The sequence below is a fragment of the Hymenobacter telluris genome (genome assembly GCF_017313265.1).
Classification (GTDB): domain Bacteria; phylum Bacteroidota; class Bacteroidia; order Cytophagales; family Hymenobacteraceae; genus Hymenobacter; species Hymenobacter telluris.
In genome coordinates this window covers 1-17,539 of sequence record NZ_JAFLQZ010000010.1, presented here as the reverse complement: position 1 = coordinate 17,539, position 17,539 = coordinate 1, and the positions used below count along the sequence as shown (strand labels likewise).

The 17,539-nt window shown below is 55.6% G+C and carries 16 protein-coding genes; 14 read left to right on the top strand and 2 right to left on the bottom strand.

The window, feature by feature from the left end:
• Positions 1–82: 82 nt before the first annotated feature.
• A complete protein-coding gene (locus J0X19_RS14825; RefSeq protein WP_206985164.1) occupies positions 83–511 on the bottom strand; it encodes an OsmC family peroxiredoxin in 429 nt (142 codons plus the stop codon).
• Between the two features lie 180 nt (positions 512–691).
• Here J0X19_RS14825 and J0X19_RS14820 point away from each other — a divergent pair, with 180 nt between their 5' ends.
• The 11 genes from J0X19_RS14820 (at position 692) to J0X19_RS14770 (ending at position 9,876) form a co-directional block, all read left to right on the top strand.
• The gene (locus J0X19_RS14820) at positions 692–2,188 is read left to right on the top strand and encodes a GH3 family domain-containing protein (protein WP_206985163.1); all 1,497 of its coding nucleotides are present in this window, start codon (positions 692–694) and stop codon (positions 2,186–2,188) included.
• Positions 2,189–2,493: 305 nt separating this feature from the next.
• Complete coding sequence (locus J0X19_RS14815) at positions 2,494–3,225, top strand: slipin family protein (RefSeq protein WP_206985162.1); 732 nt, start codon at positions 2,494–2,496, stop codon at positions 3,223–3,225.
• Between the two features lie 36 nt (positions 3,226–3,261).
• Positions 3,262–3,723, top strand: a complete 462-nt coding sequence (locus tag J0X19_RS14810) for a hypothetical protein (protein ID WP_206985161.1) — start codon at positions 3,262–3,264, stop codon at positions 3,721–3,723.
• 169 nt (positions 3,724–3,892) lie between these two features.
• Positions 3,893–4,309: a LytR/AlgR family response regulator transcription factor gene (locus tag J0X19_RS14805; protein WP_206985160.1), complete on the top strand. Its 417-nt coding sequence runs from the start codon at positions 3,893–3,895 to the stop codon at positions 4,307–4,309.
• A gap of 267 nt (positions 4,310–4,576) precedes the next feature.
• Complete coding sequence (locus J0X19_RS14800; protein WP_206985159.1) at positions 4,577–4,939, top strand: hypothetical protein; 363 nt, start codon at positions 4,577–4,579, stop codon at positions 4,937–4,939.
• 59 nt (positions 4,940–4,998) lie between these two features.
• Positions 4,999–5,451: a 3-oxoacyl-ACP synthase gene (locus J0X19_RS14795; RefSeq protein ID WP_206985158.1), complete on the top strand. Its 453-nt coding sequence runs from the start codon at positions 4,999–5,001 to the stop codon at positions 5,449–5,451.
• 9 nt (positions 5,452–5,460) lie between these two features.
• Positions 5,461–6,084: a DUF6915 family protein gene (locus tag J0X19_RS14790; RefSeq protein WP_394369119.1), complete on the top strand. Its 624-nt coding sequence runs from the start codon at positions 5,461–5,463 to the stop codon at positions 6,082–6,084.
• On the top strand, positions 6,065–6,571 hold the full coding sequence (locus J0X19_RS14785; protein ID WP_206985156.1) for a hypothetical protein: 507 nt from the start codon (positions 6,065–6,067) through the stop codon (positions 6,569–6,571). The genes J0X19_RS14790 and J0X19_RS14785 overlap by 20 nt, the downstream gene beginning before the upstream one ends.
• A gap of 42 nt (positions 6,572–6,613) precedes the next feature.
• Positions 6,614–7,804 carry a 1-deoxy-D-xylulose-5-phosphate reductoisomerase gene (locus J0X19_RS14780; protein WP_206985155.1) on the top strand — a complete coding sequence of 397 codons (1,191 nt, stop codon included), beginning with the start codon at positions 6,614–6,616 and terminating at the stop codon, positions 7,802–7,804.
• Between the two features lie 84 nt (positions 7,805–7,888).
• Positions 7,889–9,289, top strand: a complete 1,401-nt coding sequence (locus tag J0X19_RS14775; RefSeq protein WP_242582732.1) for a M50 family metallopeptidase — start codon at positions 7,889–7,891, stop codon at positions 9,287–9,289.
• An 86-nt stretch (positions 9,290–9,375) separates the two neighbouring features.
• Entirely contained in the window at positions 9,376–9,876 is a 501-nt protein-coding gene (locus tag J0X19_RS14770) for a DUF6702 family protein (RefSeq protein WP_206985154.1), read from the top strand.
• Between the two features lie 80 nt (positions 9,877–9,956).
• On the opposite strand, the gene J0X19_RS14765 is transcribed toward J0X19_RS14770, so the two are convergent.
• A complete protein-coding gene (locus J0X19_RS14765; RefSeq protein WP_206985153.1) occupies positions 9,957–11,975 on the bottom strand; it encodes an OmpA family protein in 2,019 nt (672 codons plus the stop codon).
• Positions 11,976–12,294: 319 nt separating this feature from the next.
• On the opposite strand from J0X19_RS14765, the gene lon reads away from it, so the two are divergent.
• From lon to hslU, 3 genes are all read left to right on the top strand, one after another.
• On the top strand, positions 12,295–14,754 hold the full coding sequence (lon, locus tag J0X19_RS14760) for an endopeptidase La (RefSeq protein ID WP_206985152.1): 2,460 nt from the start codon (positions 12,295–12,297) through the stop codon (positions 14,752–14,754).
• Between the two features lie 122 nt (positions 14,755–14,876).
• Positions 14,877–15,938, top strand: a complete 1,062-nt coding sequence (porQ, locus tag J0X19_RS14755; protein ID WP_206985151.1) for a type IX secretion system protein PorQ — start codon at positions 14,877–14,879, stop codon at positions 15,936–15,938.
• Between the two features lie 96 nt (positions 15,939–16,034).
• Positions 16,035–17,450, top strand: coding sequence for an ATP-dependent protease ATPase subunit HslU (gene hslU, locus J0X19_RS14750; protein ID WP_206985150.1), 1,416 nt, complete (start codon positions 16,035–16,037; stop codon positions 17,448–17,450).
• Positions 17,451–17,539 lie beyond the last annotated feature (89 nt).

Genomic DNA, 17,539 nt, shown 5'->3' with positions numbered 1-17,539 from the left:
CCGGTTTATTCAGTTGCCGGTTATCAGTTGTCAGTTGTGAGTAGCTTATACAGCTGGCAACTGACAACTGGTAATTCGCAACTTATTTCAGCGTAGCCGACGCCAGTTCCATTTCCGGTACGGCGCTCAGCAATTGCGAAATCGGGCAATGCTCCTTGGCATTCTCGGCTTGCTTCTGGAATTCCTCCTGCGAAATACCCTCCACTTCCCCCTCAGTGGTGAGGACGATTTTCACTACTTTCGGCACGGCGCCCGACGTGTCTAGCGTCACCTTCGACTCGGTCCGGATTTGCTTTACTTGGGCTCCGGCTTTGGTAAGCTGGCCCGTGAGGAACATAGTATAGCAGCCTGCGTGCGCCGCACCAATGAGTTCTTCGGGGTTGGTGCCTTTTTGGCCTTCGAACCGGGCTCCTACCGAATACGGAGCCTTAACGGTGCCGCTTTGGGTGGAAATTTCACCGCTGCCTTTGATGTCGCCGTTCCAAACTGCATTTCCGCGTTGATTGACCATGGTGTGGGGTTGGTTGAGTAATTGAACTGTTGAGTTGGTGTCCGTAATACGGATTGCGGGCAAATATGGGTACAGCCGTCTGATGTCCACGCATCTTAGCGGCCTTCTATCTTTGGCGCGGGAGCCGGCATAGTCCCACAGGGCTGTGCGCTCATTCACTCACCCACTCATTCACTGCCCATGGGCCTGAAATCCGCTTTGAGCCGCCCGCTGGCCTCGTACGTCACTAGCCGTTACCAGAAGTGGCAGCAAGACCCTATCGGTACGCAGCAACGGGTGTTGCGCACCCTTGTGGCCAAGGCCAGTGCTACCGCTTTCGGGCGGGACCATGATTTCGGGGCCATCCAGTCGGCGCAGGATTTAACCCGGCTGGTGCCCGTGCGCGACTACGAGGCGCTGAGTCCGTATTTCGAGCGGGTGAAGCACGGCGAGGCCAACGTGCTGTGGCCCGGCAAGCCCCTGTACCTGGCCAAAACCAGCGGCACCACCTCCGGCGCCAAATACATACCGCTCACCAAAGACAGCATCCCCAACCACATCAACGGGGCGCGTGATGCGCTGCTCCACTACGTACACCGCACCGGTAAAAGCGCGTTTCTGGATGGCAAGCTGATTTTTTTGTCGGGGAGCCCCGAGCTGGAGCAGGTGGGCGGTATTCATACGGGGCGGCTGTCGGGCATCGTCAACCACCACGTGCCGGCCTACCTGCGCCGCAACCAGTTGCCGAGCTACGCCACGAACGTCATCGACGATTGGGAAACTAAGCTGGGGCGTATTGTGGATGAAACGCTGAGCGCCCGCATGACCTTGATTTCGGGGATTCCGCCCTGGGTGCAGATGTATTTCGATAGGATAGTGGCGCGCACGGGCCGGCCGGTGGGGGAGGTGTTTCCTGATTTCAACCTGTTTGTGTACGGCGGCGTCAACTTCGAGCCCTACCGCAAAAAGCTGTTTGAAACCATTGGGCGGCCCGTGGATAGCATCGAGTTGTTTCCGGCCTCAGAGGGCTTTTTAGCGTTTCAGGACGAGCCCGGCAACCCCGGCATGCTGCTGTTGCTCGACGCGGGCATCTACTACGAGTTTGTGCCGGCCGAGCGGTTCTTCGAGCCCGACCCACCCCGCTTGTCGTTGGCTGAAGTGGAGCTGGACAAGCAATATGCGCTGGTGCTCAACTCCAACGCTGGCCTCTGGGGCTACAGTCTCGGCGACACCGTGCGCTTCACCCAGAAATACCCGTTTCGGGTGGTGGTGAGTGGGCGCATCAAGCACTTTCTGTCGGCGTTCGGCGAGCATGTGATTGGTGAGGAAGTGGAGCAAACTCTGCGCGAAGCTATGCAGCAGCACCCTGAAGTGGAGGTTGTGGAATGCACCGTGGCGCCCCGCGTCAGCGACGACCCGGCGGTGCCCTCGCGCCACGAGTGGCTGATTGAGTTTGCCCGGCCGCCTCACGATGCTGCTGCCTTTGCTGCCGCCCTGGAAACCGGCCTACGCCGCCGCAACGTGTACTACGACGACCTGCTGGCGGGCCACATTTTGGCGCCGTTGCTACTCACGGCCTTGCCCGCCGGGGCGTTTCAGCGCTACATGAAGAGCCTGGGTAAGCTCGGAGGCCAAAACAAAGTGCCGCGCCTCAGCAACGACCGAACCGTAGCTGATGGGTTGCTAGGAATTAGCTAGCGCCGCCTATCTTGCAGGCAACCGCTACCTATTCAACCTCGGCGAATCTGCATGAGTAGGGTATTGCGGCGCGGATTCGTCAGGGGGTTCGACTCCCCCCATTGGCGTGGTGCTGCCCGGAAGGGCATCTGTCTTTAACAGACCTGCCGAAGGGGAAGAAACAGGGCTTTCGGGCCCGAGCAATTGGGTGGTTTGCAACCATCCGGATACCGGCAGCCGTAGTGCTGGCTGCCTCAAGGGTGGTTCCCCGCCCAGTTGCGTTTCTTCCCCTTCACTGGTTGATTCTATCTAACTCCGTATTAGCCATGGGTTTGTTCACCAAAACGTATCAGGTTAAGCCCAACCAGCAAGGGTTTCTGTACCGCGACAATACGCTGGAAAAAGTGCTGCCGCCTGGTCGGTTTGAAGTAGCGGACTGGCGCAACCGCACAGAACTGCTGCTGCTGCCCACTACCAGCCGGCTGCTCACCGTAACCAACCAGGAAGTGCTGACGCGCGACAGTATTGCACTGCGGTTTTCGTTTGTGGTGCAATACCGCATTGTCAATGGGCAGCAGTTCCTGAGCCAGTTCGAGTTGAACCGGCCGGTAGCGCAGCTCCTTATAGAGGCCGAGCAGCGCATTTTCCAAACCATTCAGCTAGCGGCTCGCAACAAGATTGGGGGTTTTGATAGCGAGGAATTGCCGGAGCGCCGGACCGAACTCGTGGATTTTAATGGCCCGGAGGCTGCGCAGCAGTTAGCCGAGCTAGGTATTTTGGTGGAGCAGGCCCAGCTCCGGGACCTCACGTTTCCCAAGAACATTCAGGACTTATTTGCGCGCTATCTGGAGGCGCGCATCCGCTCCAAGGCCGACCTGGAAAACGCCCGTACGGCCGTAGCCACGGCCCGCGCCCTCAAAAACGCCGCCGAACTCATGAAGGGCGACGACAACCTGCGCTTCTTTCAGTATTTAGAAACCATTACCAAAATTGCCGCCAAAGGCAAACATACCTTCCTGGTAGGCGAGTACCCGGCCGGTACCAAATCCGTTTCCTAGCTCGCCGCCCGCTGCTAACCTATCCAGCCTGCAACCATGCGTATTGCCTTCGATCTGGATAACACGCTCATCCGTTGCAGCCATGATTTCCCACTGGAACAGCCCAAACGCCGAGTCTGGGCCCGGCTGTTGGGCGGCGAACAGCTACGGCTAGGCGTGGTAGCAGTGGCGGAGTATTGCCGGCAGCGCAAGTGGGAGGTATGGGTGTACACCACATCATACCGCAGCAACTGGTACATCCGCAAGCTGTTCTGGCTGCACGGTATCAAGTTGGCCGGGGTAGTAAATCAGCAGCGCCACGACCGGGAGGTAGCCATCCGTTGTACCAAGCATCCGCCCACTTTTGGCATTGATTTGCTGTTCGATGATTCAGAAGGAGTACGGCTGGAAGGGGAGAGGTATGGCTTCAAAACCATTGTAATTCAACCGCAAGACACCAAATGGGTGTTGAAAGTACTGGCGGTGCTGCACGAACTAGAGCGTCAGTCTGCTAAGTAATAGCAAGGATATGAGTGGATAGTGTAAGTGCGCTATGCCGTGAAAGGTAAAAATTCTATTAATTGTCCTATGTTTGTACTTCGAAATATAAGGGAAGGCAAAGCAGGGAAGTATAGAGGAGCCGTTTGTCAGGTACAGTGCTGTTTTACAAAAGAATACTTAAGTGCGTATGATCAATGAATACCCCGCTTCGTCGCCGACTCTGACTTGCGCAGTATTAGACGACGATGAAATCAACCGGTTTACCCTAGAGCACTACATCAAGCTGAACAAGTCCCTAAAACTGGAGGCTTCCCTATCAGGCAGTGTGCAGGGACTAGACTTTTTCAGTACCGACCGGCGTGTGGACGTACTGTTTCTGGACGTGGAGATGCCCGATTTGAGCGGGTTAGATATGCTACGCTTGCTACCCGAGCCGCCACAAGTGGTGCTTACCACGGCGCACGATGATTTTGTATGGGAGGCTTTTGAGTTGAGAATTGTGGATTATCTAGTAAAGCCTTTCGATTACGCTCGTTTCGAGCAGGCCGTGGAGCGCGTAGCCGAGCGGCTGCGTATTAGTCCTTATCCGCCTTTGCAGCAATAGCAACTGGTGTGCATTTGCCTAAGTTGAAACTGTAAGCATAGCCATACGGCGGGGATTCGTAGAAAAGCAGAGTTGAGCTGTGCTGGTGTAATGACCGTTAGCTAGGCAGCTAGCGGCGCAGTATTGTGGGGTTGAACTGGTGGTTACAGGTGGTGTAGGTGAGAAATGCGAGGCTGCACAAAGCAGAGGGTAATTGGTAACTGCCAGGATATAAGAAACAGGTAGTTATCTATCTTGGCAGGAAACTGCACATTACTATCCGTTGCTATGAACAAGAGCCTGCTGGCTGCTGCCGCCGCTATGACCTTTACCGGATTGGTCGCCTTTATTTCGCGCCATCCTCAGCCTGCCGAAGACCGAACCGAAGAATACGCAGTAGTTAGCGTGTTTCAGTCAGGTAAAAGCAATTACGTTAGCGTTACGATTGGCTCTAGGCCATCGGAAGAAAAGGAATTTGAGAAAGAGAAAAATACCAAGCGCTACGACTTGGCGCCGGTATTGAAAGAGGTTGAAAAGCTGAACGCCCAAGGTTTTGAACTGGTCAATGGCTCATCCTCCATTCATAACATGGGCCAATACGGTGGCGGGCAGCCTTTCTATTCCTTCATCATGAAGCGCCGAGCGAGATAAACCAATCTTGGTAGCTTTGGGTGCAAGCCCGGCGCCTTATTCGCCGTATATGCTTCACTATGTCTTCCATCAAAACCCAACTCCATGCCTTGTGCGCCGCCTTTGTGGGGCAGCGCATTGAAGCCGCCCAGGCCGCCATGCTTACCGCACAGGAATCGGCCAACTCCGAAACCAAAAGCAGCGCCGGCGACAAATACGAAACCGGCCGCGCCATGGCCCAGGAAGAGCGCAACCGCAACGCTGTGCAGCTTCAGCAGGCCCTGCAACTGCAAGGCGAGCTAGCCCGCATCAACCCCGACTTGTCCTGCGACGCCGTGCGGTCCGGTGCGCTGGCAACCACCAACCTGGGGCGCTTTTTCATCAGTATCAGCGCCGGCAAGCTCACCGTGGAAGGCCAAGACTACTTTGCGGTATCGGCGGCAGCTCCCATGGCTGCCGCATTGAGCGGCAAGCGGGCTGGTGAAAGTGTGCTGTTCAATGGCAAGCCGGTACGAATAGAGCAAATACAGTAGCAAGCTCTAATGGATATTTGGAAACATTGCTTGTTGTCCCAACGCAAATTTGGTGGTGACCCTGCGGACTACGTAGCCGTGCATCGATTTATGGACAGTAGCAAACTGTTCTATTTTCATGCCCGCCACCGTCTGTTGCTTCACCACACAACCGGCATTGAGTGGGCTACAGAATTACTGGGCGACTTTGTACTTAACTCGGCAGGGCGTACCGTGTTGGTGCGCGACATAGCTGCCGAGCATTGCAAAGAAGATCTATCGGGCCGCGTGCCGACGCTACACGACTGGCTTCGTGCAGCCGACACTACGCTGGCTCCGTTGGTACCGTCGCCCGATCAGTTGCTGCCGGATGCATCTGATTCAGTACGTGCCTTTGTGCTACGGCCGTATCTGCGCACGGGGTTACGCTCTGCGCTCCTGCTTACTACCAGCACCTTCGGCGTGTTCTTGGCTGAGCAGTTGCTTGGACTGGCAGCGGCCGAAGAGCTAGCGCGCCAGCTACAGCCATTGTTAACCGTAGCGGATATACTTTCCAATTTTACTTTCACCGAACCTTGGCAGTACCGGCCCGACCCCAAAGAACTGGCCTGGCTCCGGCAACACCTCAACTCCAATGAATCCAATCCAAACTAAAGCGCACCTTGTAGAACTGCTTCGTGCTGGCCATACCGTAACCGTCCGCTGGGACTGTGGCGGTGACGAATCGTTTGTGTATACCAGCGTGGATGGGCAGGAAGTGGAATCTGAATATGAAGAAGAGAATGACTTTGCTTATGGGGTAGAAGAATTGGTTACCAATGCTCTGTCATTGCCTTCTGCTGGCGAGTTCAGTATGACAGGTAATGGTCAATTCTACCAGGAAAATGACGGTGTTGGGTTAGAGTATATATCCGACGCTGAAGTTGAAGAAGAGGATCTTGAGTATTTTTATAGGGGGTTTACCGATCAGCAACTAGCTGACATGGGAATTGAACGCCCAGCGCGCAAAGAAGAGGAAGAACAGGAATCAGACGAAGAGGAAAACGAGGAAGAGCCTAAAATGCTGCGCGACGAAGAGATGAGCAAGGAGTATTCCGGTCGGCGCATTCTGTTCCAAATATCCAGCGCATTAGACAGCTAACCGTTCGGCGAAATAACTGCCCGCTTCGCGCTACTTTTGTCTATGCCCTCTGACTTCCCTAAACGCATCACGCTGCTTGGCTCCACCGGCTCCATCGGTACCCAAGCCCTTGACGTGGTGCGTGCTCATCCTACCCGGTTTACCGTGGCGGCCCTCTCGGCCCACTCCAATGCCGATTTGCTGATTCAGCAGGCCCAGGAATTTCGCCCCGCCGCCGTAGTCATCGGCGACGAAACCAAATACCAAACCGTAAAAGCTGCCTTGGCCGGGCAACCGGAAACGGAAGTCCTGGCCGGCGAAACCGCCCTTACCGAGGTGGCCGGCCGCCCCAACGCCGACATTGTGCTCACGGCCATGGTGGGCTACGCCGGGCTGTTGCCCACGGTGGCGGCCATCCGGGCTGGCAAGGACATTGCCTTAGCCAACAAGGAAACCTTGGTAGTAGCCGGCCAGCTGATTACGCAACTGGTGCGCGAATATGAGGTAGGGCTGTACCCCGTTGATTCCGAGCACTCCGCCATTTTCCAGTGCTTGGTAGGAGAGGAACGCAACCCCATCGAGAAAATTATTCTCACGGCCTCCGGTGGACCATTCCGGGGGCGTAGCCGCGCCGAGCTGGCATCCGTTACAAAAGCTCAGGCCCTCAAACACCCGAACTGGGACATGGGCGCTAAAATCACCATCGACTCCGCTTCGCTCATGAACAAGGGGCTGGAGGTGATTGAAGCCAAGTGGCTGTTCGGCCTCCGCGACGACCAGATTGACGTGGTGGTGCACCCGCAAAGCATCATCCACTCCCTGGTGCAGTTCGAAGACGGCTCCCTGAAAGCCCAACTCGGCCTGCCCGACATGAAGCTCCCGATTCAGTACGCGCTGGGTTATCCGCACCGGCTGCCGGCCAGTTTCCCCCGCTTCTCCTTTCTCGATTACCCGCAGCTCACCTTCGAGCAGCCCGACAAAACGGCCTTCCGTAATTTGGCTTTGGCTTTCGAGGCCATGAGCCGCGCCGGCAATGCCCCGTGCGTGCTGAATGCCGCCAACGAGGTAGCCGTGGCCGCCTTCCTGCGCGACGAGGTAGGGTTCCTGCAAATGTCGGAGTTGGTGGAGGAATGCCTTTCGCGGGTTTCGTACCTTGCCGACCCGTCGCTCGACGACTACGTGCACACTGACAAGGAGGCACGCCGCATAGCACAGGAATGGTTATTGAAACAAGCGGGTAAGTCCGTTATTTAGTAAATCAACGGGGAACGTAAGCGCATGAGGATTGCATTTCAGTAGCTTACAGACTCTCCAAATCACCACTTCACTTCTTACCTCTTGGAAATTCTCACCATGATTGGCCAGCTGCTGCTGGGCCTTTCGATTTTGGTTGGCATTCACGAATTCGGCCACTTCGCCACGGCGAAGTACTTTAAGATTCGTGTTGATAAGTTTTACATCTTCTTTGACTTTCTGTTCCCGCTGCCCAATGTGCTCAACTTCGCGCTGCTGAAGAAGAAAATTGGCGAGACAGAATACGGGCTGGGCTGGTTCCCGTTGGGTGGCTATGTGGCCATTCACGGCATGATTGATGAAACCCAGGATGCCGACGCTTTAGCCGCCGAGCCGCAGCCCAACGAGTTTCGGGCCAAGCCAGCCTGGCAGCGCCTGATTGTAATGCTGGGCGGCGTCATTATGAACGTCATTACCGGCATCATCATCTTCAGCTTCGTTATCTACGCCTACGGCGAGAGCTATCTGCCACTCTCTGAGGTGAAAGATGGCATAGCCCCCACGGCCCTCGGAAAAGAGCTGGGGTTCAAGCGCTATGATAACATTGTGAAAATCAATGGCCGCTCATTCATCGATTTTGATAGTGTGTACAACAGTGATGTTCTGTTGGATAAAAACACGTATTACACCGTGGAGCGCGCCGGACAATTGTTGGACATTCCAATTCCTGCCAACCTCATCACGCGCCTCAACGAAGAGGGGGCGTTTGTGACTCCTCTGGCCCGCTTCACCGTAGATTCGGTGGCGAAGGATACCCCAGCAATGCAAGCTGGCCTGCAAAAAGGCGACCAAATCATCAAGGTGGGCAATCAGGATACACCATTCTTTTCTGATTTTCAGGAAGCATTGAAAGCTAATGCGTCTACCGTTGAGCCTCCTTCCCTTATACAGCGGTTTAGTAGTTGGATGCGGGGGAAATCAATCGAGTCGGCATCGGAAAAACCAACGCCGCTATTGGTACAGCGTGGCGGGCAGGATATAACCCTGCAAGTGAAAATCCCCGCAAGCGGCACTATTGGATTCTTTCCGAAGAGCTCTTTGAAATCTGGAACCCACCATTACAATTTTTTGGAGTCGATACCCAGGGGTGTGAAAAAGTCTTTCGGCGTGATTACCGGTCAGATTAAGGCGTTTGGTAAGATATTCCGGAATGAAATTTCATTCGCCAAGTCGGTAGGCGGGCCGGTTGAAATTGCGCAACAATACGGCGGAAACTGGATTTGGGAACGGTTCTGGATATTGACCGGCTCCCTTTCGATGGTGCTGGCGTTCATGAACTTACTGCCCATTCCGGCGCTGGATGGCGGCCACGTTATTTTCCTGCTTTATGAAATGATAGCCGGCCGCAAGCCTTCCGATAAATTCCTAGAGAATGCCCAGAAAGTGGGTACTGCCCTGATTTTGGCTTTGATGTTTTTTGTACTGGTTGTCAAACGGTTCATCTAAGCCAACCACATAACTTCCTGCTAGTGAATTTGTGGTGCCTCGGCTGTGTTAGCGGAGGCACCACATTGTTTCTGACGGTTTCGCTTATGCTTCGCAAGCAACTTCTGCTTTTCCTGTTCTTACTCACCGCCAGCCTTACGGCGTGGGCGCATGCCTACCATGCCAGCATTATGGACGTGCGCTACAACGCGCAGAAGCAGCAGCTGGAAATTGCCCTCAAGGTATTCACCGACGACTTCGAGAAGGCGCTTTCTACGGGGCGCCCCGCTTCCATCGACCTGGAACAGTCGCCGAAGCCGCTGGTGACGCAGCTAACCACTGACTTGCTGCGCAGGCAGCTGGCCTTTGGTACCAGGGCTGGCGAAACGCTGCCTTTGCAGCTACTAGGCATGCAGAAAGAAAGTGACGCGCACTGGCTCTACTGCACCGTGAAGCTGACCAAGCCGCTTACCAGCTTCAACCTGCGTCACTCCTTGCTGCTCCCTACCTTCTCCGACCAGATGAACATTGTGAACGTGGAAGCCGGCGGTAAAAAGCAAAGTCTGCTGTTTCGTGACGGAGAAGAGGAGCAGAAAGTAAGCTGGTAGAAGCTGCTACAGAAAATTGAAAAAGGCGCCTCCTACAAAATGTGGGAGGCGCCTTTTTGTGTGGTGTGTACGGTCGGTAGCTACTTCCAGTCGCCACCACCGCCACTAGCGGGTTCTTCTTTTTTGCCTTCCGCGTTGGGCTTAATCAGCCGGAACTCTACGCGGCGGTTGGTTTTGGCGTCTTCGGGCGTGGCTTCTTCTTTCAGTGGCTTCGTGGAGCCGTAACCGAAACTCTCAATCCGGTTGGGTTGGAGCTTACCTTTGGCCTCGATGTAGCGGCGAATAGCTTCGGCGCGGTCCTGCGACAGTTTCTCGTTGAAATCCGGGTCGCCCTTGGAATCGGTGTGGCCGGAGATGCTTAGCCGGAACGTGGGGTGGTCGACCATGAACAGCGCAATCCGGTCGAGGATGGGGTGCATGGATTGCCGGATGGTGGCTTTGTCCTGGTCGAACTCGATGTTCTGGAACACCAGCGGCAAGCCGTAGTCGATGGAGTTGGTCATGAGCTTCATCACCGTGTCGCCTTTCAGCTCGAAGCTCTTTTCCACGCTAAAGAAATCCGGGCTTTGAATCAGCATCACGTAGTGCGAGCCCTCAATCAAATCGAAGTCAAAGGAGCCATCAGGCCGCAAGTATTTAGCGGCCACTTCAATGCCATTGTCGGTATCAATAACGGTTACAATACCGTTCAGCGGCCTGTGCGACACCGAGTCCGTCAACGTGCCTTCGATGTGCGTGGTGGCCAGCGGCTGGGCTTCCATGGGCAGCGGGAACGAGTAGAGGTCGAGGTTCTTCATGTCCTTTTCCTCGGAGCGGGCATAGTACAGGTTCTGTGAGTCGGAGTCGATGGTGAAATAATACTCCGAGCCTTTGCCGTTTACCAGCGGCCCGATGTTCTTGGGCTCCTGCCAGCGGCCCCGCACCCGGTAGGTTTTATAAATGTCGAAGTCGCCGTAGTTGAGCAGCTGCCCCCTCGACGAGAAGTACAGTACGTTGTAGAGCGGGTGGTAGAAGGGGCTCACCTCACTTTCGCGCGTATTCACCACGGGGCCCATGTTTTCGGCGGGCGCCCACTGGTTGTTCTTGTTTTTGTAAGTGTACCAGATATCGGCCAGCCCGAACCCGCCCAGCCGGTCGGAGGCGAAATACAGCGTGTCCTCGTTCAACGAGAGAGTCGGCTGCGAATCCCAGGCCGGCGAGTTCACCTGTGCCCCCAGGCTCTTCGGTACCGACCATTGCCCATCCTTGAACGTGGACGTGAACAAGTCGCAGTTGCCGTGGCAGCTAGGGCACTCGCACCGCGCGAAATAGATGGTTTTACCGTCTTTGGTGAAGCAGGCCGAGCCCTCGTTGTACAGCGAGTTGATGGGTTTGGGCAGCGGTTCGGCCTCACTCCACATTTCCCCGTCCTTGCGCGACACGTACAAATCCTCATCCACCACGCCGTGAATGCCGCGCACCTTGCGCTTCGAAGAGAAAAGCAGCATACCGGCCGTGGAGTTCAGCGTCGGGCCGTAGTCTTCGGCCTTGGAGTTGATGGCCTCGCCCATGTTGGTGTATACACCCTTAGGCGGCCGGAACGCCACAATACTCTTGCGGTATTCCACCAAATCGTAGTACACTTTCAGCGGCACGTAGAGGTCGGCCGTTTTCTGCTCCAGCGAATCGTAGTAGAGCTGTACCTTCTTAACATCTTGCCGATGATGCTTGAGAGCCAGCCGGAAATAGGCTTTAGCAGTTTCCTCGTTGCCGGCCTTTTCCCACAGTTGGCCCAGGCGCCACAGTAGCGGCGTGTCTTTGGCAAAGTTCTCGATGCCGAACTTGCCCACGTAGGCGGTCAGCAGGGTGCGGGCCTCCACGTAATTGCGTCGTTTTTCGGCTTTCTGAATGGCCCGTAGCTCCTTTTTATTCTCGTAGTACGGAATGCGGTTTACGTTCAGAAACACCGGCGTGCCATCGGGGCGGAGCCGCAGTTGGCGCGTGGTGCGGCCCGTGAGCTTGCGCTGCCGCAGTGGGGCATTGCTTTTCTGCTGTGCCCACAACACAACCGGCAGGAAAACCAACAGCAGCAGGAAAAACGTGCGTAAGGAGCGAAGCATACTAAATAGGGTGCCGGGGGCCAGGCGGTATAGCGCAGTAAAACTCAAAAATAGGAATTTCCAGGTACTAAAAGCCGGCTTTAGGCTGTGGCAACTAATCTACCGATATTGCCGGCGCTACCGCATAAGTTGAAGCCGTGGGCCTGCCAGAGTGGGCTTACCTTTGCATGGCACGGCACTTGTCAAACTAGTATCTTCGGAAGTCCGCCCACCTAAGAACGACGTTCCGCAGTGCTGGTCTGCCATTGTGGCACTGCTTTCCGCTCCCTATTTCAGTATGTCTGCTATTCCCCCCGCCTTCTCTTCGCCTTTCCTATTGATGTCTGAAAACTCTGCCGAAGTAGTTTCTATTGTGGCTACCGACCCCGAGCAGCCGCTCGACCTGCAAGACGCCCCGGCTACGCTGCCCTTATTGCCCGTACGCAACACCGTGTTATTTCCGGGCGTGGTATTGCCCGTTACGGTCACCCGCAAAAAGAGCGTTCGGCTGGTGCGCAAAGCCTACCGCGGCGACAAACTGGTAGGGGTAGTGGCGCAGAAAAACAATCAGCAGGAAGATCCGGCACTGGCTGATTTATACGAAATGGGCACGATGGCCAAAATCCTGAAGCTGCTGGTACTGCCCGATGGCAATACCACCATCATCATTCAGGGCCAAAGCCGCTTTCAAATCGAAGAGCAAACCCAAGCCACGCCGTTTCTGACGGCGCGCGTGAAATATTTCACCGAGACGTTCCCCACTAAGAACACCAAGGAAGTGAAAGGTCTGGTGGCTTCGCTGAAAGACGCCGCCGCCAAAATGCTGCGCCTCAACCCCGACATTCCGCAGGAAGCCCAGGTGGCGCTGGATAATATTGAGTCGCCGGCTTTTCTCACGCATTTCCTTAGTTCCAACATCAACGTGGAAGTAGGGCAGAAGCAGAAGCTGCTCGAAATCAACGATGGGATTGAGCGTGGCACTCTGCTGCTGGAAATGATGATGAAGGAAATTCAGCATCTGGAAATCAAGCACGAAATCCAAAGCAAGGTCCACACCGACATCGACCAGCAGCAGCGCGACTATTTTCTGCGCCAGCAGATCAAGGTGCTGCAAGACGAGCTGGGCGGCTCCGAAGGGCCTGACCAGGACGTGGACAAGTTTCGGCTGCGCGCCAAAACCAAGCAGTGGCCCGAGGCCGTAGCCAAGCACTTCAGCAAAGAGCTGGACAAGCTGAGCCGCGTGAATCCGCAGGCGGCCGAGTATCCGCTGAGCGTGAACTACGTGGAGTTTCTGCTGGAATTGCCCTGGGGCGAGCAAACCAAAGACAATTTCAACCTCAAGCGCACCCGCAAAATTCTGGATGCCGACCACTACGGCATGGAGAAGGTGAAGGAGCGCATTGTGGAGTACTTGGCCGTGCTGAAGCTGAAGCAGGACATGAAAGCGCCGATTTTGTGTTTGTACGGCCCGCCCGGCGTGGGTAAAACCAGCCTGGGCCGCTCGATTGCCAAGGCGTTGGGCCGCAAGTACGTGCGCATGAGCCTAGGCGGCGTCCGCGACGAAGCCGAAATCCGGGGGCACCGCAAAACCTACGTGGGTGCCATGCCCGGCCGCATTATTTCGCAGATCAAGAAAGCCGGCGCGTCAAACCCGGTTATCGTACTCGACGAAATCGACAAGCTGGCCTCCGACTTCCGCGGCGACCCGTCTTCGGCCTTGTTGGAAGTGCTTGACCCCGAGCAGAATTCCACCTTCACCGACAACTACCTGGAGGTGGAGTACGACCTGAGCCGCGTGCTGTTCATTGCTACGGCTAACTCACTCGATACCATTCAGCCGGCCCTACGCGACCGGATGGAAATAATCGACCTGACGGGGTACACGCTGGAAGAGAAAACCCAGATTGCCAAGAAGCACCTCTGGCCCAAGCAACTCACCGACCACGGCCTCAGCGTGAAGGACGTAGCCATTACCACGGCCGCTTTACAGCGCGTAATCGACGATTATACGCGTGAGTCGGGGGTGCGAAGCTTGGAGCGCAAGCTGGGTGGAGTGGTACGCAACATTGCCAAAAGCAAAGCCATGAATGAGGCCTTTCCGGCTTCGTTGGAGCCTAAAGACATCGAGCGGATTCTTGGCCCGGCCATTTTCGACCGGGATTTATACCAAGACAACGAAACGGCCGGCGTGGTAACGGGCTTGGCCTGGACCTCGGTGGGCGGGGATATTCTGTTCATCGAAAGCCTGCTCAGCCGCGGCCGGGGCAAACTCACGCTGTCGGGGCAGTTGGGCGACGTGATGAAGGAATCGGCCATTACGGCGCTGAGCTACCTGCGCAGCCGCGCCGAGGAACTGGGCATCGACTACCGCCTCTTCGACCAGTACGACCTGCACATTCACTTTCCGGAAGGCGCCGTGCCCAAGGATGGGCCCAGCGCCGGTATTGCCATCTTCACCAGCATTGCCTCGGTGTTTACGCAGCGCAAAATCCGCAGCCACTTGGCCATGACCGGCGAAATCACACTGCGAGGCAAGGTGCTGCCGGTGGGTGGTATCAAGGAAAAGATTCTGGCTGCCAAGCGGGCTGGCATCCGCGACATTATCCTGTGCAGCAAAAACCGCAAGGACATTCTGGAAATAGCGCCCGAGTATCTCAAGGAAGTTACCATCCATTACGCCGACCGAGTAGACGATGTGCTGAAAGTGGCTCTGCTGGATGAACTGGTAGAGCATCCGCTCAAACTAGTAGTGCGCGACGAGCCGCTGGCCGCGCCTGCGCCAAGCGTGGAAGTGCAGTAAGAACGCACCAATAAAACGTGGGTGGCACGGGCTTCGGTTCGTGCCATGAGTTGCTGCGCAATAAAATGCCCGCTGCTGCGTCTTAGTCCCGAAATACATCTTGAACGCCGTATCTTGTTTTCATGATTCCACTGCTACAGTTTCGGGCTATTACTATTCTATCGGTTGGTTTGGGGCTGGGTGCAGCTCCGGCGGCAGTAGCTCAGATTGGGGGCCAGCAGGCCTTCTCTTTTCTGAACTTAGCCCCTGGTGCCAAAGTGGCGGCCTTAGGCGGCGTCAACGTATCAGCGCGCGACTCTGACCCGACCATGTTTTTGAGTAATCCGGCGTTGTTGAATGCCGATATGGAAGGCCGCCTGGCGCTTAGCTTCGTGGATTATGTGGCTGATATCAAGCAAAGCACAGCCGCTTACGCATTCAAAGAAAGCAAAGCTGGCCGCTTTGGGGTCGGCGTAACGTACCTGAGCTACGGCAAATTCGAGGAGTACGATGCGGCAGGTAACTCGCTGGGTCAGTTTTCAGTGAATGAATACGCTCTGAGCGTAGCCGATTCTTATACGCAAGGCAACTTCACGCTGGGGGGCACCGCACGGTTAGCGGTGTCGGGCATTGCCGGCAACCACTCAGTAGCCGCTTTAGCTGATGTGGGAGCGGTGTTTAAGCACCCCGAGCAGGACTTCACAGTAGGATTAACGGCCCGCAACGTGGGGTATCAGCTCAAAACGTATGCCGGGGCCGGCCGTGAGCCCATGCCGCTTGACGTGCAGATCGGGGCGTCCATCAAGCCCGAGCACATGCCGCTGCGCTTCTCCATCACGGCGCATCATTTGCAGCAATTCGACATTGTGTATCTCGACCCCAACCAACGCGGCCAACTCGACGAGTTTGGCAATGAAGTAGTAAAAAAGAAAAGCGTCGGCGACAAGATTGCCCGGCACTTTGCGGTGGGTGGCGAGCTGATTTTGGGCAAAAACCTGAACGTGCGCGTCGGCTACAACCACCTGCAACGCCGCGAACTGCGCCTCGATAATACCAGTGGCGGCGCGGGCCTTTCGTTTGGTGTAATGCTGCGCATCAGCCAGTTTCAACTTGATTACACGTATGCTGGCATTCACGCCAGTGGGGGCGCCAACTATTTCACGGTAGCCCGAAACCTAAATACGCTATTCACCAAAACCCAATAGCGTGCAGTAGTTTTGGGGCGTGTTGGGCAATTAAGCGTACACCTATTCATGTGGGTGCGACTCGCCTGACTACTTCCTTTTCCTGATTTTCCGTCTATGCTTGATTCCAATAGTTTCCTGACGCCGGCACAGATTGTAGCCGAGCTTGATAAATACATCATTGGCCAGCACGATGCCAAACGCCACGTAGCCATTGCCCTGCGTAACCGTTGGCGCCGCTTGCACGCGCCAGCAGACATGCAGCGCGAGATTGTGCCCAACAACATCCTCATGATTGGCTCAACGGGTGTTGGTAAAACTGAAATTGCCCGCCGCCTGGCCGCCATTGCCGATGCGCCCTTCACTAAAGTAGAAGCTTCCAAGTTCACAGAAGTTGGCTACGTCGGCCGCGACGTGGAAAGCATGGTGCGCGACTTAGTGGAACAGTCGGTGAACCAAGTGAAGCAGCGTCGCAAAGAAGCAGTAAAAGTGCAAGCCGCGCAGGCCGTCGAGGATCTGATTCTGGATGCCCTGATTCCGCCTGTTACTAGTGGGGGAGGGGCCAGCAAGTCTTCAGTTGGTTTCGGAGGCGCAACGGATGGCGCAGCTATGCCCGAATCAGACTACGAGTTGAACGAGCGGACGCGTGATAAATTCCGCGAGAAAATCCGCAACGGTGAACTGGATGAACGTAAGATTGAAATCAAAGTAGCCCAGAATAACACACCTGGAATTGGAGTAGTAGGTGGTGCTCCGGGCATGGACGAAGCCTCGATGGCCGGCATCCAGGATATGATTGGGGCCATGCTGCCCAAGAAGACCCGCAAGCGCAAAGTAACCATTGCCGAAGCCCGTAAGATTCTGCTCGACGAAGAAGCGGCCAAACTCATCGATATGGATGAGGTAAAAGACGAAGCCATCCGCCAAGCCGAAAACGCTGGCATCATCTTCATCGACGAAATCGACAAAGTAGCCAGCCGCAGCAGCAAAGGCGGCGGTGGCCCCGATGTCAGCCGGGAAGGTGTACAGCGCGACTTGCTGCCTATCGTGGAAGGCTCGGCTGTGAGCACCAAATACGGTATCGTCAACACCGACCATATCCTGTTCATTGCCGCCGGCGCCTTCCACGTGGCCAAGCCCTCCGACCTGATTCCGGAGTTGCAAGGCCGGTTTCCCATTCGGGTGGAACTGCAAAGCCTCACCAAAGAAGATTTCTTCCGCATTCTGAAAGACCCCAAGAGCGCGCTTACCAAGCAGTATGAGGCCTTGTTGCAGGCAGAAGAAGTGTTCTTGAGCTTTGAAGATTCGGCGTTGGAACGGTTAGCAGAAATAGCTTTCGAAGTAAACGCTGAAGTAGAGAATATTGGGGCTCGGCGGCTGCACACGGTGATGAGTCGCCTGCTCAACGACATTCTCTTCGACGTGCCGGACCTCATCGGACCCAATGCCCGCATCGTTATCGACCGTGAGCTAGTAGATGAGCGCCTGCAAGGCATGGTCCGTAACCGCGACGTATCACAGTATATTCTATAAGGTCATTTCAGACTAGGAAGTGTTAACAGTGGTTATTTTGCGGCATGGAACAGATGTTGACGGACGCGCAGTGGGCGCGGTTAGCGCCG

What these genes read in the sequence shown, in the direction of transcription:
- J0X19_RS14820 (WP_206985163.1), top strand. Translation starts at nt 692, where the DNA reads ATGGGCCTGAAATCCGCTTTGAGCCGCCCGCTGGCCTCGTACGTCACT.
- hslU (WP_206985150.1), top strand. Translation starts at nt 16,035, where the DNA reads ATGCTTGATTCCAATAGTTTCCTGACGCCGGCACAGATTGTAGCCGAG.
- J0X19_RS14810 (WP_206985161.1), top strand. Translation starts at nt 3,262, where the DNA reads ATGCGTATTGCCTTCGATCTGGATAACACGCTCATCCGTTGCAGCCAT.
- J0X19_RS14800 (WP_206985159.1), top strand. Translation starts at nt 4,577, where the DNA reads ATGAACAAGAGCCTGCTGGCTGCTGCCGCCGCTATGACCTTTACCGGA.
- J0X19_RS14785 (WP_206985156.1), top strand. Translation starts at nt 6,065, where the DNA reads ATGAATCCAATCCAAACTAAAGCGCACCTTGTAGAACTGCTTCGTGCT.
- J0X19_RS14795 (WP_206985158.1), top strand. Translation starts at nt 4,999, where the DNA reads ATGTCTTCCATCAAAACCCAACTCCATGCCTTGTGCGCCGCCTTTGTG.
- porQ (WP_206985151.1), top strand. Translation starts at nt 14,877, where the DNA reads ATGATTCCACTGCTACAGTTTCGGGCTATTACTATTCTATCGGTTGGT.
- J0X19_RS14780 (WP_206985155.1), top strand. Translation starts at nt 6,614, where the DNA reads ATGCCCTCTGACTTCCCTAAACGCATCACGCTGCTTGGCTCCACCGGC.
- J0X19_RS14825 (WP_206985164.1), bottom strand. Translation starts at nt 511, where the DNA reads ATGGTCAATCAACGCGGAAATGCAGTTTGGAACGGCGACATCAAAGGC.
- lon (WP_206985152.1), top strand. Translation starts at nt 12,295, where the DNA reads ATGTCTGAAAACTCTGCCGAAGTAGTTTCTATTGTGGCTACCGACCCC.
- J0X19_RS14815 (WP_206985162.1), top strand. Translation starts at nt 2,494, where the DNA reads ATGGGTTTGTTCACCAAAACGTATCAGGTTAAGCCCAACCAGCAAGGG.
- J0X19_RS14765 (WP_206985153.1), bottom strand. Translation starts at nt 11,975, where the DNA reads ATGCTTCGCTCCTTACGCACGTTTTTCCTGCTGCTGTTGGTTTTCCTG.
- J0X19_RS14790 (WP_394369119.1), top strand. Translation starts at nt 5,461, where the DNA reads ATGGATATTTGGAAACATTGCTTGTTGTCCCAACGCAAATTTGGTGGT.
- J0X19_RS14805 (WP_206985160.1), top strand. Translation starts at nt 3,893, where the DNA reads ATGATCAATGAATACCCCGCTTCGTCGCCGACTCTGACTTGCGCAGTA.
- J0X19_RS14770 (WP_206985154.1), top strand. Translation starts at nt 9,376, where the DNA reads ATGCTTCGCAAGCAACTTCTGCTTTTCCTGTTCTTACTCACCGCCAGC.